This window comes from Kitasatospora sp. NPDC096204, assembly GCF_044763205.1.
Classification (GTDB): Bacteria; Actinomycetota; Actinomycetes; order Streptomycetales; family Streptomycetaceae; genus Kitasatospora.
In genome coordinates, this window is sequence record NZ_JBIWFT010000020.1 from 91,925 (window position 1) to 106,050 (window position 14,126).

General features: G+C 73.9%; 12 protein-coding genes. 6 read left to right on the forward strand and 6 right to left on the reverse strand.

Annotated elements, in window-relative coordinates; all coding sequences use genetic code 11:
- Nucleotides 1–89 precede the first annotated feature (89 nt).
- From acs to ACIQ87_RS22575, 5 genes are all read left to right on the forward strand, one after another.
- Complete coding sequence (gene acs, locus ACIQ87_RS22555; protein ID WP_392868217.1) at nt 90–2,048, forward strand: acetate--CoA ligase; 1,959 nt, start codon at nt 90–92, stop codon at nt 2,046–2,048.
- 373 nt (nt 2,049–2,421) lie between these two features.
- Nucleotides 2,422–3,915, forward strand: coding sequence for a Na+/H+ antiporter NhaA (nhaA, locus tag ACIQ87_RS22560; RefSeq protein WP_402409485.1), 1,494 nt, complete (start codon nt 2,422–2,424; stop codon nt 3,913–3,915).
- 210 nt (nt 3,916–4,125) lie between these two features.
- Nucleotides 4,126–4,602 carry a phage holin family protein gene (locus ACIQ87_RS22565; RefSeq protein ID WP_402409487.1) on the forward strand — a complete coding sequence of 159 codons (477 nt, stop codon included), beginning with the start codon at nt 4,126–4,128 and terminating at the stop codon, nt 4,600–4,602.
- Between the two features lie 316 nt (nt 4,603–4,918).
- Nucleotides 4,919–6,037 (forward strand): alpha/beta fold hydrolase, encoded by a 1,119-nt coding sequence (locus ACIQ87_RS22570; RefSeq protein WP_402409489.1) that lies wholly within the window; start codon nt 4,919–4,921, stop codon nt 6,035–6,037.
- 225 nt (nt 6,038–6,262) lie between these two features.
- Entirely contained in the window at nt 6,263–6,472 is a 210-nt protein-coding gene (locus tag ACIQ87_RS22575) for a hypothetical protein (protein WP_392868227.1), read from the forward strand.
- A 131-nt stretch (nt 6,473–6,603) separates the two neighbouring features.
- Here the strand turns inward: ACIQ87_RS22575 and ACIQ87_RS22580 are convergent, their stop codons facing one another.
- From ACIQ87_RS22580 to ACIQ87_RS22605, 6 genes are all read right to left on the reverse strand, one after another.
- Nucleotides 6,604–7,305 (reverse strand): metal-dependent hydrolase, encoded by a 702-nt coding sequence (locus ACIQ87_RS22580; protein ID WP_402409491.1) that lies wholly within the window; start codon nt 7,303–7,305, stop codon nt 6,604–6,606.
- Nucleotides 7,306–7,561: 256 nt separating this feature from the next.
- Complete coding sequence (locus ACIQ87_RS22585) at nt 7,562–8,749, reverse strand: MarP family serine protease (protein ID WP_392914276.1); 1,188 nt, start codon at nt 8,747–8,749, stop codon at nt 7,562–7,564.
- Between the two features lie 46 nt (nt 8,750–8,795).
- Nucleotides 8,796–9,569 (reverse strand): NUDIX hydrolase, encoded by a 774-nt coding sequence (locus tag ACIQ87_RS22590; RefSeq protein ID WP_402409494.1) that lies wholly within the window; start codon nt 9,567–9,569, stop codon nt 8,796–8,798.
- Nucleotides 9,566–10,444 carry an endonuclease III gene (gene nth / locus ACIQ87_RS22595; protein WP_392868237.1) on the reverse strand — a complete coding sequence of 293 codons (879 nt, stop codon included), beginning with the start codon at nt 10,442–10,444 and terminating at the stop codon, nt 9,566–9,568. Before nth ends, ACIQ87_RS22590 begins: the two co-directional genes overlap by 4 nt.
- A 364-nt stretch (nt 10,445–10,808) precedes the next feature.
- Nucleotides 10,809–11,309: a MarR family winged helix-turn-helix transcriptional regulator gene (locus ACIQ87_RS22600; protein WP_402409496.1), complete on the reverse strand. Its 501-nt coding sequence runs from the start codon at nt 11,307–11,309 to the stop codon at nt 10,809–10,811.
- Between the two features lie 42 nt (nt 11,310–11,351).
- Nucleotides 11,352–13,004 carry an FUSC family protein gene (locus ACIQ87_RS22605; protein WP_402409498.1) on the reverse strand — a complete coding sequence of 551 codons (1,653 nt, stop codon included), beginning with the start codon at nt 13,002–13,004 and terminating at the stop codon, nt 11,352–11,354.
- A 157-nt stretch (nt 13,005–13,161) separates the two neighbouring features.
- On the opposite strand from ACIQ87_RS22605, the gene ACIQ87_RS22610 reads away from it, so the two are divergent.
- A complete protein-coding gene (locus tag ACIQ87_RS22610; protein ID WP_402409500.1) occupies nt 13,162–13,950 on the forward strand; it encodes an alpha/beta fold hydrolase in 789 nt (262 codons plus the stop codon).
- Nucleotides 13,951–14,126: the final 176 nt, after the last annotated feature.

Below are 14,126 nucleotides of genomic sequence, written 5' to 3' on the forward strand. Positions count from 1 at the left end.
CGTTCGCCTGGTGAGCTGTGCGCTGGGACACACGGGACAATCCCCACGCACGGGATCGCCCCCGATCATGACTCGATGAGGAGTGCGCGTTGAGCAACGAGAGCCTGGCCAACCTGCTCAAGGAGGAGCGGCGCTTCGCCCCGCCGGCAGAGCTCGCCGCAGCCGCCAACGTCACCGCGGCCGCGTACGCGCAGGCCTCCGAGGACCGTCTGGGCTTCTGGGCCGAGCAGGCCCGCCGCCTCACCTGGGCCGTCGAGCCGACCGAGACCCTCGACTGGTCCAACCCGCCCTTCGCCAAGTGGTTCGCCGACGGCAAGCTCAACGTCGCGTACAACTGCGTCGACCGCCACGTGGAGAACGGCCTGGGCGACCGGGTCGCCATCCACTTCGAGGGCGAGCCCGGCGACGGCCGTTCGATCACCTACGCCCAGCTCAAGGACGAGGTCTCGCAGGCGGCCAACGCGCTGCTGGAGCTCGGCGTCCGCAAGGGCGACCGGGTCGCCGTCTACCTGCCGATGATCGCCGAGGCGGTCATCGCGATGCTCGCCTGCGCCCGGATCGGCGCCACCCACTCGGTGGTCTTCGGCGGCTTCTCCTCCGACGCCGTCGCCTCCCGCATCCAGGACGCCCAGGCCAAGCTCGTCATCACCGCCGACGGCGGCTACCGCCGCGGCAAGCCCTCCGCCCTCAAGCCGGCCATCGACGAGGCGCTCACCAAGGCCGACGGCGTCGAGCACGTCCTGGTGGTCCGCCGCACCGGACAGGACATCCCGTGGACCGAGGGCCGCGACGTCTGGTGGCACGAGATCACCGCGCGCCAGTCCACCGAGCACACCCCCGAGGCGCACGACGCCGAGCACCCGCTGTTCATCCTCTACACCTCGGGCACCACCGGTAAGCCCAAGGGCATCCTGCACACCTCGGGCGGCTACCTCACCCAGGCCAGCTACACCCACCACGCGGTCTTCGACCTCAAGCCGGAGACCGACGTCTACTGGTGCACCGCCGACATCGGCTGGGTCACCGGCCACTCGTACATCGTCTACGGCCCGCTCTCCAACGGCGCCACCCAGGTCATCTACGAGGGCACCCCGGACACCCCGCACCAGGGCCGGTTCTGGGAGATCGTCCAGAAGTACGGCGTGACCATCCTCTACACCGCGCCGACCGCGATCCGCACCTTCATGAAGTGGGGCGACGACATCCCCGCGAAGTTCGACCTGTCCTCGCTGCGCGTGCTGGGCAGCGTCGGCGAGCCGATCAACCCCGAGGCGTGGGTCTGGTACCGCGAGCACATCGGCGGCGGCCGGTGCCCGATCGTGGACACCTGGTGGCAGACCGAGACCGGCGCCATCATGATCAGTCCGCTGCCGGGCGTCACCGAGACCAAGCCGGGCTCGGCCCAGCGCGCCCTGCCGGGCATCGCGGCCACCGTGGTGGACGACAACGCCGTCGAGGTGCCGAACGGCTCCGGCGGCTACCTGGTGCTCACCGAGCCGTGGCCGTCCATGCTCCGCACCATCTGGGGCGACGACCAGCGCTACATCGACACCTACTGGTCGCGCTTCGAGGGCCGCTACTTCGCCGGTGACGGCGCCAAGAAGGACGAGGACGGCGACATCTGGCTGCTGGGCCGGGTGGACGACGTCATGCTCGTCTCGGGCCACAACATCTCCACCACCGAGGTCGAGTCGGCCCTGGTCGGCCACCCGTCCGTGGCCGAGTCCGCCGTGGTCGGCGCGACCGACGCCACCACTGGCCAGGCCATCGTCGCCTTCGTGATCCTGCGCGGCAGCGTCGCCGACAGCCCCGAGCTGGTCGAGGAACTGCGGGCGCACGTCGGCCGCACGCTCGGACCGATCGCCAAGCCGAAGCAGATCAAGGTGGTCGGCGAGCTGCCGAAGACCCGCTCCGGCAAGATCATGCGCCGCCTGCTGCGCGACATCGCCGAGGGCCGCGAGGTCGGTGACACCACCACCCTGGCCGACAGCACGGTGATGAGCCAGATCCAGGCCCAGCTGCCGTCCTCGGACAACGGCAACGGCTGAACCCACCCGGCCGGTGACGGCCGAACCCCTTGAGAACGGCTGTGCCCCGGGCGGCGACCACCGCCCGGGGCACAGCCGTTTCCCACAGCCGTTTCCCACAGCCGTTTCCCACAGCCGTTTCCCGTAGCCGGATCCGACAGCCGTTACATCAGCACGCCTGTGACCGCTGCGCCCCCGGGGTGCAGAACCAGTCCACAGGGTTTAAGTCCTTTGGTAGGACTATCCGGATGTCACCCAAACGTCCCGCTAGACTATTAAGGACGCATCAAGGCCCTTGACGGGAATCGCGGGCGTCACAGGGCGCGCCGGGAAGTCTGGTCGGCAACTGCACCACCCGTGCATCCGTTGCCGCTCCCAGCCCCAGGAGGTCCCCGTGACCGATCAGCCGCCCGTCCACGAGCCGACGACCCGCCGCCGGCAGTTCCTCGGCCGGCTGTCACTACCCGAGCGCACCTTCATCACCGACGCCCTGCGCACCGAGACGGTCGGCGGCATGCTGCTGCTGGGCGCCGCCGTCGTCGCACTGATCTGGGCCAACGTCTGGCCGCAGGCCTACCAGAGCGTGCTCGACTACACCGTCGGCCCCTCCGCCCCGCTCCACCTCGACCTCTCCCTGGCCACCTGGGCCAAGGACGGCCTGCTGACGATCTTCTTCTTCGTCGCCGGGATCGAGCTCAAACGCGAGTTCGTCGCGGGTGAGCTGCGCACGCCCAGTGCCGCGCTGCTGCCCGTCGTCGCCGCCGTCTGCGGGGTGGCGCTGCCCGCGATCCTCTACGTCCTGGTGAACTCCGGCAGCGGCGGGCACCCGAGTGGCTGGGCGATCCCGACCGCCACCGACATCGCCTTCGCACTCGGGGTACTGGCCGTGGTCGGCAGCCACCTGCCCTCCCCGCTGCGCGCCTTCCTGCTCACCCTGGCGGTGGTCGACGACCTGATCGCGATCCTGATCATCGCGATCTTCTACAGCCACGGCATCAAGTTCTGGGCGCTCGGCCTCGCCTTCGCCGGCCTGGTGCTGTTCTGGTTCCTGCACCGGCGCGGCGTCCACGGCTGGTACCTCTTCGTACCGCTGGCCTTCGTGACCTGGGCACTGATGCACGAGAGCGGCATCCACGCCACGGTGGCGGGCGTCGCGATGGGCCTGATGCTGCGCTGCCACCGGGAGGGCGACGAGCAGCACTCCCCCGGCGAGCACATCGAGCACCTGGTCCGCCCGCTCTCGGCCGGCCTGGCCGTCCCGGTGTTCGCGCTGTTCTCGGCCGGGGTGGCCGTCTCCGGTCCGAAGCTGCGCGAGGTGTTCACCCAGGCCGCCCCGCTCGGCATCGTGATCGGTCTGCTGGTCGGCAAGTCGATAGGCGTGCTCGGAGGCGCCTGGCTGACCGCCCGGTTCACCAGGGCCGAGCTGAACCCGCAGCTCAAGTGGGCCGACATGGTCGCGGTCTCGGTGCTCGCGGGCATAGGTTTCACCGTCTCGCTGCTGATCAGCGAGCTGGCCTTCCCGGACGACCCGGCGCTCGCCGCCCGGGCCAAGACGGCCGTGCTGGTCGGCTCGGTGCTCTCCGCGGTGGTCGCCACGGTGCTGCTGAAGCTGCGCAACCGGCACTACCGCGCACTGTGCGAGGAGGAGGACCGCGACCTGGACGGGGACGGCATCCCGGACATCTACCAGGAGGACGACCCGGCCTGGCGGGCGCGGGTCGGCGAGTTCGCCCACCGGGCCGGCGAGGGACAGGGCTCCGACCCCGACCCGAGCCCCGACTCCGGCCACGCGTCCGACCCGAGCTCCGGCTCCGGCCCGGGCTCCGGCGCCGACCCGGGCTCCGGTTCCGGCTCCGGTTACCGGGGCCGCCCCGGACAGCCCGACTGAGGCGCCCGCAGGCCCCCCGCGAAGGCACCCGGAAGCCTTCCGCCGCCGGGACACATCCCTCCCGCGGGGCCCCGGAGTGGTGTCCGACTGACCGGTAGGGGCATGATTCTGAGCTGTCGACAACCCACAGACGCCTCCGGACCCCCCACCGGCCCCGGAACCGCTACCCGCGGCGGCGTCACGCCGCACAGCCGCAGAGGAGAACAGCTGATGCCCACAGGAGCCGCAGACCCGTCCAGCAACGGCCGGGTGCCCTACGAGGGCGAGCGTTCGGTGGGGCAGCTGTTCGCGGCGGCCACCGCCGACCTGTCCGCGCTGGTCCACGACGAGATCGCGCTCGCCAAGGCCGAGATCCGCGCGGACGTCAAGCGCGGCGTCTCCGGCGGCGTCTCGCTGATCGTCGCCGGCGTGGTGGCGCTGTTCTCCATCCCGATGCTGAGCGCCGCGGCGGCCTTCGGCATCCACGCGCTCGGCCTGTCGCTGGGCTGGTCGTTCCTGGTCGTGGCGGGCGCCTACCTGCTGCTCGCGGTGCTGCTCGGGATGCTGGCCTGGCGCTCGTTCAAGAAGATCGAGAAGCCGGTCCGCACCATCGAGGGCGCTCAGAAGACCGCCGACGTGCTGAAGAACGCCCGGCCGCGCCCGGCCACCCAGGAGGAGATCGACCGGGCCTTCGGCCGCATCCCGTAACCGGCCCGGCCCAGCCCGGCCCACTGACGCACAGGGCGAAGCGCGCACCGGCACACCGACGGCCCGGCACCTGCCGGGCCGTCGGTGCGTCGGCCTCGGCACCCCGGACGCCCCGGGCCTGCCGAGGCGGCCCGGCGGCCCTGCGACCCCGGCGACCCCGGCGACCCCGACGGCCCCGGCGACCCCGATGGTCCCGACGGCCCCAGCGACCCCAGCGCCCCCAGCGGCCCCGCGTCGACAAGCACCGAAGGCACCGAACCCGCCGACAGCGAGTGCCGGGCACGTGTCGGGCCCGCGGATGTGACACGCTCTCGGTATGCCGCTTGACCAGAAGCCCGTGCCCGCGCAGCCGTCCGCCGACTCCGGCCCCGACTCCGGCGCCGGACTCACCCCCGAAGGCTCCGTCGGCCCCGACGAGCCCGGCGCCGCCCCCGAGGGCACCGGCCCCGAGGGCACCGGCCTGGCACCCGCGCGGAAGCCCGACCGGGAGCCCCGCGCGGCGGCATCCGCCGGGTCCCCGGCGAACGGCGACGAGGCCTGGAGCATCCGGCAGCCCGGCCCGTGGACGCACCGCGACCTCGCGGCCAACGGCGCCCGCTTCCACATCGCCGAGCTGGGCTCCGGCCCGCTGGTGCTGCTGGTGCACGGCTGGCCCGAGTACTGGTGGGCCTGGCGGCACCAGATGACCGCGCTCGCCGAGGCCGGCTACCGCGCGGTGGCGCTCGACCTGCGCGGCATCGGCGGCAGCGACCGCACCCCGCGCGGGTACGACCCGGGCAACCTCGCCCTGGACATCACCGGGGTGATCCGCTCGCTCGGCGAGCGCCGGGCCCACCTGGTCGGGCACGCCTCCGGCGGCACCCTGGCCTGGGTGGCGGCGGTGATGCGACCGTCCGTCATCCAGAGCCTCACCGTGGTCTCCGCCGCGCACCCGAGGGACCTGCGCCGGGCGCTGCTGACCGACCGCCGGCAGTTCGCCGCCTTCGAGCACGTGCTGGGCTTCCAGCGGCCGTGGATACCGGAACGCCGCCTGGTGGCCGACGACGCCGAGCTGGTCGGCCACTACCTGACGTCCTGGACCGGCCCGAACGGCCTGGACGATGCCGCGCTGCACGCGTACCGGCAGGCGATCCAGATTCCCAGCACCGCGCACTGCTCGATCGAGCCTTACCGCTGGCTGCTGCGCTCGATGGCCCGGCCGGACGGCATCCAGTTCGCCCGCCGGATGAAGAAGCCGATCACCGCACCGACCCTGCACGTCCAGGGCGCGGCGGACCCGGTGCTGCTGTCGCACACCGCGCTCGGCGGCGGCGAGTACGTCGCGGCGCCGTACCGCTGGCGGCTGCTGCCGGGGGTCGGGCACTTCCCGCACGAGGAGGCGCCGGAGGAGTTCACCGCCGAGCTGCTGGACTGGGTCGGCCGCCACAAGGAGTGACCCGCCCGGGCCCGGTACCGGGCCCGGCGCAACGCCCGGCGCAACGCCCGGCGCAACGCCCGGCACGGGGCCCCGCACGGGGCCCGACACGGCCGTACGCGCGGTCGGGCGGAAGGGCCCTTGACCCCAACTCCCTTACTTTGTCGCTCATATGACAACCGCATAGGCCAATTTCGGCGAAGCCCGGGCGGTTACCCCCACCGGCCCAGGGGCATCCATTCCGGTATGAGTTGGATGCCCGAAAGCGGCGGCGCCCCGCGCGGCCGACGTCACAACAGCCCCCAGCGCTCCGCCCACCGTCCCGACCGGGCGGACGACCTCGGCTTCGACGGCCCCGACGGCCGTCAGCGTTCGGAGCGGCGGCAGCTCGGCATCCCCCGCATCCTCGGCCGGCGCGCCCGCTGGGTGGGCGCACGACTGCGGCGCGAGACCTGAGGCCTCGCGCCGCATCCATCCACCGGCCGGAACGCACCGGCCACAAACGCCGGGCCACAAACGCCGGGCCACGCACACCGGGCCACACGCACCGGCCGCCCGCAGGCCGAGCGCCCCGCCCGGCACCCCGTTCAGTTGACGATCGTCGGCGACAGCGCGGTGAACCAGAGCAGGACGAAGGTCGCCACCGACATGATCGGCACCAGCACCTTGGTCTCGACGCTGTTGCCGCTGCGCTTGATCAGCACGACCTCGTAGCGCTCCTTGTGCGGCCAGAGCAGCGGCGCGCCCTTCTTGGTCAGGCAGTCGCCGAGCAGGTGCGCCAGCGTGCCCAGGGCCACCGCGTACGGCAGCCAGCCGGGCGAGGTGGGCATCCAGGTGTTCATCCCGAAGGTGCCGAGCGCGGCCAGGCCGATGACGGTGATCCACGCCTCCGGGCCGTCGCCCGGCGGGCAGAGCCGCAGGGCCCGGATCGCGAGCGCCAGCAGGAAGAAGGTCAGCCCGAGGGTGAAGTTGCGGCCCAGGTAGGTGACCCCGGCCCAGGTGCCGCCGCCCATCAGCGCGACGAACAGCAGCGAGTGGGTGGCGTGCCGGTGGCCGCCGGAGATCCAGGCCACGAAGCGGCAGAGCACCTTGGAGACCGGCCCGAGGAAGTTGGCGATCGAGCCGTCGTGGTGGTCGAGGTCGGGCAGCAGGGCCGCGCCCGCGCACAGCACCGTGCCCATCAGTATGTCCGCCGGCTGCAGGGTGGTGTGCAACAGCAGCGGGGGCAGGAAGGGGGCCGAGGCGGCGTACAGCATCGCCCCGCTCACCGCGTGCGAATGACCCATCATCGGACTGCCGGTCCCTCCCGTCGGCCCACGCCGGGACGGCGCCCGGTTGAGCCGAACGGGTGAGCGCGGCCGACGCTACCAGGGCCACCTGACGGAGCGACGGATATCGGACGGTCCGGCCCGGCGCGCCCGCCGACCGCTCCCGGAGCCGGAGCCGGGCCCGCACCCTCTCCGGCCCGACCCCGGACCCAACCTCGGCCCCAACCCCGGACCCAACCTCGGACCCAACCTCGGCCCAGACCCCGGCCCCGCCCGGTCAGAGCGCGCAGCCCTGGGTGTCCACCCGGGCGGTCGCGGCGCCACCCTGCTCGACGTCCTCGCGCACCTCGGAAGCGGTCAGCACGTAGCCGGTGTCCGCGCTGTCCAGGGACTTGGCGAAGACCACGCCGTACACCTCGCCGTCCGGGGTGAGCAGCGGGCCACCGCTGTTGCCCTGCCGAACCACCGAGCGCACCGAGTAGACGTCGCGGACCACCTGGCCGCGGTGGTAGATGTCCGGGCCGTTGGCCTGGATCCGGCCGCGGATGCGGGCCGGCTGGACGTTGAAGGCGCCGTTCTCCGGGAAGCCCGCCACGATCGCGCTGTCGTTGGTCTTCGCCTCGCCCGCGAAGGCCAGCGCGGGCGCGTTCAGCTTGGGCACGTCCAGGACGGCGATGTCGCGCTGCCAGTCGTAGCGGACCACCGTCGCGTCGTACAGCTGCCCGACGCCGCCGATCTGCACGGTCGGCTCGTTGACCCCGCCGACCACGTGGGCGTTGGTCATCACCCGGTGCGGGGCGAAGACGAAGCCGCTGCCCTCAAGGGTCTTGCCGCAGGAGGTCGCGGTGCCGACCACCTTGACCAGGCTCTGCCGGGCCCGCGCCACCGCCGGGCTGGCGGCCAGCGCGGGGTCGGGGCTGTCGACCTGGGTGATCGGCTCGTGCTCGAAGGGGTTGAAGACCTGCGGGAAGCCGTTGCGGGCGAGCACCTTGGAGAAGTCCGAGAACCAGTTCGGCGCGTCGTCGGGCAGCGCGTTCTGCACCCCGCCGAGGACCGCCGAGGAGCGGACCTGCCGGGAGACCGTCGGGAGGGACGCCCCGGCCAGCGCCGAGCCGATCAGCCAGGCCACCAGCAGCATCGAGACGACGTTCACCACCGCGCCGCCGCTCGCGTCCAGCACCCTGGCCGGGCGCCGCCCGATGTGCCCGCGCAGCTTCCAGCCGTAGTGCGCGGTGATCGCCTGGCCGATCGCGGCGAGGACGATCACCACCACGACCGCCACCACCGAGGCCGTGGTGCCGGGGCCGATGTGGTCGAGCACCAGCAGCGGCAGCAGCTCGACGGCGAGCAGGCCGCCGCCGAGGAAACCGACCAGCGAGAGCACGCCGACCACGAAGCCCTGCCGGTAGCCCGACACGGCGAATGCCACGGCCGCGGCGATCAGCAGCACATCCAGGACGTTCACTCGGACACCCTCCCACGGTCCGCGCGCCGGACGCGCCGACGGCCGGTCACGAAGCGTCGGCGTCGCCGCCCGGCAGCACCCGGGTGTGTTCGAGGTCGCCCCGGACCAGCGCCAGCGCGTCGTCCGGGAGGTCGACGACCCGGGACGGGTCCCAGGGCAGCTCCAGGCCGCTGTGGTGCAGCACCCGGTCGATCACCCCGGCGGTGAAGCCCCAGACCAGCCGCCCGGCGACCGAGAAGGCCGGGCCGAGGTGCCCGGACGGCTGCCGCAGCCGCACCCGGTTCGCCGGGTCGGCCAGCTCCGTGACGGGGACCCGGAACACCGCGCCGGTCTCGGCCGTGTCCACCGGGCGCACCGGCGTCTCCTCGCGCCACCAGCCGAGCACCGGGGTCACCACGAAGCTGCTCACCGGGATGTACAGCCGGGGCAGCTCCGCGAACACCTGCACCCCGGCCGGGTCCAGGCCGGTCTCCTCCCAGGCCTCGCGCAGCGCCGCCGCGATCGGGCCCGGGCCGTTCGGATCGCCGTCCTCCGGGTCCAGCACACCGCCCGGGAAGGACGGCTGCCCGGCGTGCGAGCGCAGCGAACGGGCCCGCTCGATCAACAGCAGGTCCGGCCCCTGGGGTCCCTCGCCGAACAGCATCAGCACGGCCGCCGGACGGCCGCCCTCGGCCGGCGGCAGGAAGCGGCTCAGCTGCTCCGGCAGCACCCGCTCGGCCGCCACCCGGACCGGCTCCAGCCAGGCCGGCAGCCCGTCCGGCTCGATGCCCCGCGCGACTCCCCCGGCTTCCGGCCCGGGGTGCCCGCACCGCCCGCTCACGCGTCCACCGCCAGGTCCGCGACCCGCCCCTGGTGGACGGCGGCGTCCGCGCGGGCGGCCGCCTCACCGGGGAAGTCGGCCGGCGGCCGCAGCCGCTGCCCGGGCTGGCCGCCCATCTCGTACTTCAACAGTTTGCGTGCCTTCTCCGGGTCGGTCTCCCCCTCGCCGTACGAGGGGCAGAGCGGCGCGATCGGGCACGCGCCGCAGGCGGGCTTCTGGGAGTGGCAGATCCGGCGGCCGTGGAAGACCACCCGGTGCGAGAGCATCGTCCACTCCGACTTCGGGAAGATCTCGGCGACGGCCGCCTCGACCTTCACCGGGTCCTCCTCGGTGGTCCAGCCGAACCGTCGGGCCAGCCGCCCGAAGTGGGTGTCCACGGTGATGCCGGGAACACCGAAGGCGTTGCCCAGGACGACGTTGGCGGTCTTGCGGCCGACGCCCGGCAAGGTCACCAGGTCGGCCAGGCGGCCCGGGACCTCGCCGCCGAACTCGTCGCGCAGCGCTATCGAGAGGCCCAGCAGCGACTTCGCCTTGTTCCTGAAGAAGCCGGTCGGGCGGATGATCTCCTCCAGCTCCTCCGGGTTCGCCGCCGCCATGTCCTCCGGCGTCGGGTACTTCGCGAACAGCGCCGGGGTGGTCTGGTTCACCCGCAGGTCGGTGGTCTGCGCCGACAGCACGGTGGCCACCAGCAGCTGGAAGGGGTTCTCGAAGTCCAGCTCCGGATGCGCGTACGGGTACAGCTCCGCCAGTTCGCGGTTGATCCTCCGGGCCCGACGCACCATCGCCAGGTGCGATTCCGGCTTCCTCGGCTTCACCGCCGCCTTCTTCGCCACCGGCTTCTTCGCCGCGGCCTTCCGGACCTTGCTCTCTGCCATGCACGAAGGCTACGCCGACCGGCGGACCGCTCGTGGCCGATCAAGCACGGAAACCGGCCCTGGCAAGGCCTGTTGTCCGATGAACTCCGCCCGCGACCGTCACCTGAGAGGGGGAGGGCGCGGATGATCGGGGTCCTGCCGGTGGAGGGCCCGGGCATGGTGCGCGGCGCGTTGACGGCCCTCCTCACGTACGAGGCGGGCCCGGAGCCCGTCGCCGGCCCGGAGGCCGCTCCTCGCCGGACTGGTGCGCCGCGCCCGCCCGCGCGCCGCGTTCGCCGCCCGCACGCTCGGTCTCCTCGGCAAGGAATCCGGGCACCGCCGGCGCCGGGGCGGCGCCGTTGACGCCTCGTCATCCCCTGGCGGCTCAGCCCAGGGTGCGGCCGATCGTCCCCTCGAGGCTGGTCAGCAGCCCGCTGAGGGCCTCGGCGAGCCGGTCCTGTTCGGCGGGGGTGAGGCCGGACAGCAGGGCGCGGTCGTGGGCGACGAGTTCCTGGATCAGTCCGTCCACCAGCGTCCGGCCCTGCTCGGTGAGCGCGAGGTGGGCGACCCTGCGGTCCCGGTCGTCGGTGCGGCGGCTGACCAGGCCGCGCTCCTCCAGCAGCCGCAGCCGCTTGGTGACGGCGGCGCCGGAGGCGAAGCTCTCCCTGGCCAGCTGGGTGGGGGTCAGCTCGCGGTCGAGGCGGAGCAGGGCCCCGAGGATGTCGAACTCGGCGCGGGTGAGGCCGGCCCGGGTGAGCGGGTCGGGGGTCTGCTGGAGCAGCGCGGCGCAGCGGTTGATCCGGCCGAGGACGGCGATCGGCCCGGTGTCCAGCCCCGGGTAGGCCCGCTCCCACTGGCGCAGCACACCTGCGACGACGTCCTCCACGCGTGCTGCTCCCGTTCTGCGGCCGGCCGATCGGCTTCGATCCTAGGCCGTGTCCGGCAGGGGCCCGGCCGGGTCCGGCAGGCGGCCGCGGCCGCGGCGTTCCAGCAGGGCGGCCAGCAGGTGGTGGGCCTGCTGCTCGGTGGCGGTGGCGCGCTGGTGCGGGAGGGCGGGGCGGCGCCACTCGCCGGCGGCGGTGTCGGTGGCCTCGCGCAGTTCCAGCAGGGCGGTGGCGAGGCCGGTACGGGCGGCGCGCGCCTCCGGGGCGCTCACGGCCTGGCCGGCTCGGACGGCGGCCAGTGCCCGTTGTCCGGCGGCCTCGGCTCCGGCCAGGGCGCGGGCCAGCCGGGCGGCGGTGCGGCGGTTGGTGACCAGCAGGCAGGCCGCGAGGCCGGTGAGCGCGCCGACGCAGGTGTCCAGCCAGCGGTCGGCGACCAGCGCCCCGGCCGGCTGCGGGCCCGCGAACTCCGTCATCAGCAGCGCCATCGGGGTCACGAAGACCGTCGCCAGCCAGTAGCTGCGGGCGATCGTCGCCTCCGCGCCGAACTGGCAGACCAGCCCGAGCCCGATCAGCGCCACCGGGGCCGAGTGCGCGACGGGCAGGGCGGCGGTGAACAGCAGCAGGCCGAGCAGGTTGCCCAGCACCCGCTGCAGGGCGCGCTGCCAGGACAGCGTGCTGTTGGCCTGGAACACCGAGGCCGCGGTGACCACCGCCCAGTACGGCCGGCCGACGCCGAGCGCCAGCGAGAGCCACCCGGCGGCGGCGCAGCCGACCGCGACGCGCAGCGCGATCGGCGGCAGCGCCGACCCCGGCCGCAGCGCCCGCCGCAGCGGTGGCCGGGGGCCGGGGCGGCGGGCGGCCGGCTCGGCGGCCTCCGCCTCGGTGAGGTCCGGCGACGGCAGTGGGCGGCCGCGCCGCAGGTCGCGGGCCCAGCCGAGGTACCGCGCGGCGTCCTCGGGCCGGGCCGGTCCGGCCAGTGCGGCCTCCGCGCGCACCAGCAGCCGCTCGGGCGCGTCGCCGAGGGCGCGCCGCCGGTCCCGGGTGGAGAGCGCGAGGCTCTGCCAGGCCGCCTCGACCGCGCCGACCAGGGCGGTACGGGCGGCGGCGTCCGACGCGTCGGGCCCGGTCCGCAGCAGCCGGGCGGCGGCCTCCAGCGCGCGGGCGGTGGCGATCCGCTCCGGCCCGTACGGGCGCACCAGGGCCGGGGCCATGCAGACCAGCCAGGCCAGGGCGGCGCCGAGCACGGTGAGTGCCAGGTGCGGCGGCACCTCGGCGAGCCGCTGCGGGACGAAGGCGCAGCTGGCGGAGGTGAAGGTGATGATCAGGCTGCCGGGCGGGCCGACCCTGGCGGCGTCGCAGAGCAGCTTGTGCAGGGCGGCGAGCGCCGCCGCCACCGCGACCAGGACGGCGGCGTCCCGGGTCAGCGCGGCGGCGGTGAGGGCGGCGCCGGTGCTGAGCACGGTGCCGAGCAGCACGCCGGCCAGTGTCCGGGCCCGGGCCCGGTAGGGCAGGCCGTGCCCGTACAGCGCGCCCAGGCCTCCGGCCGAGGTGTAGAGGGCGAGGTCGAGCCGGCCGAGGCCGAGCAGGGTGAGGTTGAGCGCGCCCATGGTGACCACGGCGCTGAGCGCGGGCTTGTGCCAGCCGTCTCCGGCCGGACCGACCCGAACTGCCTGACGGAACTGGGCGGTTGTGACCATACGAAAAGATTAGCAGGTAATTTATCTGTAAAAGACATCCTCTCGGACACCCCGCGCGCACCCGGCCCCGGACAGTAGATTGCCGCCGGACCGATGAGTTGCGCGGCGAACCCCGGTCCATCCCCATGACCGACTCGCACGACAGAAGGAACACCCGATGAGCACCGTGGTCTCCACCGACGGCACCGTCCTCGCCTGCTCCGTGACCGGCTCCGGCCCGGCCGTCGTCCTGGTCGACGGCGCGCTGTGCCACCGCGGCGTGGGGCCGAGCGCCGCGATCGCCGAGCAGCTGGCGGCGCACCACACCGTGTGGACCTACGACCGGCGCGGCCGCGGCGACAGCGGGGACAACGGGTCCTTCGCGGTGGAGCGCGAGATCGAGGACCTGGCCGCCGTCATCGCGGCGGCGGGCGGCTCGGCCCGCGTCTTCGCCCACTCCGCCGGCGCCGCGCTCGCCCTGCGGGCCGCCGCCACGGACATCGGCATCACCCGGCTCGCCGTCTACGAGCCGCCGTTCAGCACCGAGGAGGCGCAGAGCGAGCGCTTCCGCGAGTACGTCGCCGAGCTGACGACGGCGCTCGCCGAGGGGCGCCGCGGGGACGCCGTCGCGGCTCTCATGACCTACGCCGGGGCACCGGCGAAGGCGGTGGAGGGGATGCGCGGCGCGCCCGGGTGGTCGCTGTTCGAGGCGGTCGCACCGACCCTGGCCTACGACGCGGCGGCGCTCGGCGACCGGACCGACTCGGCCGTCCCGGTCGACCTGCTGGCCACCGTCACCGTACCGACCCTGTCCCTGGACGGCGGCGACAGCCCGGAGATGCTGCGGGCCCCGGCCCGCGCGGTGGCGGCGGCCGTGCCGGGCGCCGAGCACCGGACGCTGGACGGCCAGACCCACGAGGTGGTGGCCGAGGTGCTGGCGCCGGAACTGGTGGCGTTCTACGCCTGACGCACGGCCGGTGCCGCGGGGCGACCGTCCGTTCGATCAAATCGCACAGAGGTTCGATCACAGGCTCCCGCCACCGGCCCCGCCCGGTAACCGGCCGGTACGAATGGCCCCGCACGGCACACCTCGGCACACCCCCTCCTCATATGATCGGAGCGACATGCGCCATGCTTGGTGAC

Bases quoted from the DNA above. Each gene is read 5' to 3' on its own strand.
- ACIQ87_RS22565 (WP_402409487.1), top strand. From the start codon at position 4,126: ATGCCCACAGGAGCCGCAGACCCGTCCAGCAACGGCCGGGTGCCCTAC.
- ACIQ87_RS22570 (WP_402409489.1), top strand. From the start codon at position 4,919: ATGCCGCTTGACCAGAAGCCCGTGCCCGCGCAGCCGTCCGCCGACTCC.
- ACIQ87_RS22575 (WP_392868227.1), top strand. From the start codon at position 6,263: ATGAGTTGGATGCCCGAAAGCGGCGGCGCCCCGCGCGGCCGACGTCAC.
- ACIQ87_RS22580 (WP_402409491.1), bottom strand. From the start codon at position 7,305: ATGATGGGTCATTCGCACGCGGTGAGCGGGGCGATGCTGTACGCCGCC.
- nth (WP_392868237.1), bottom strand. From the start codon at position 10,444: ATGGCAGAGAGCAAGGTCCGGAAGGCCGCGGCGAAGAAGCCGGTGGCG.
- ACIQ87_RS22605 (WP_402409498.1), bottom strand. From the start codon at position 13,004: ATGGTCACAACCGCCCAGTTCCGTCAGGCAGTTCGGGTCGGTCCGGCC.
- ACIQ87_RS22610 (WP_402409500.1), top strand. From the start codon at position 13,162: ATGAGCACCGTGGTCTCCACCGACGGCACCGTCCTCGCCTGCTCCGTG.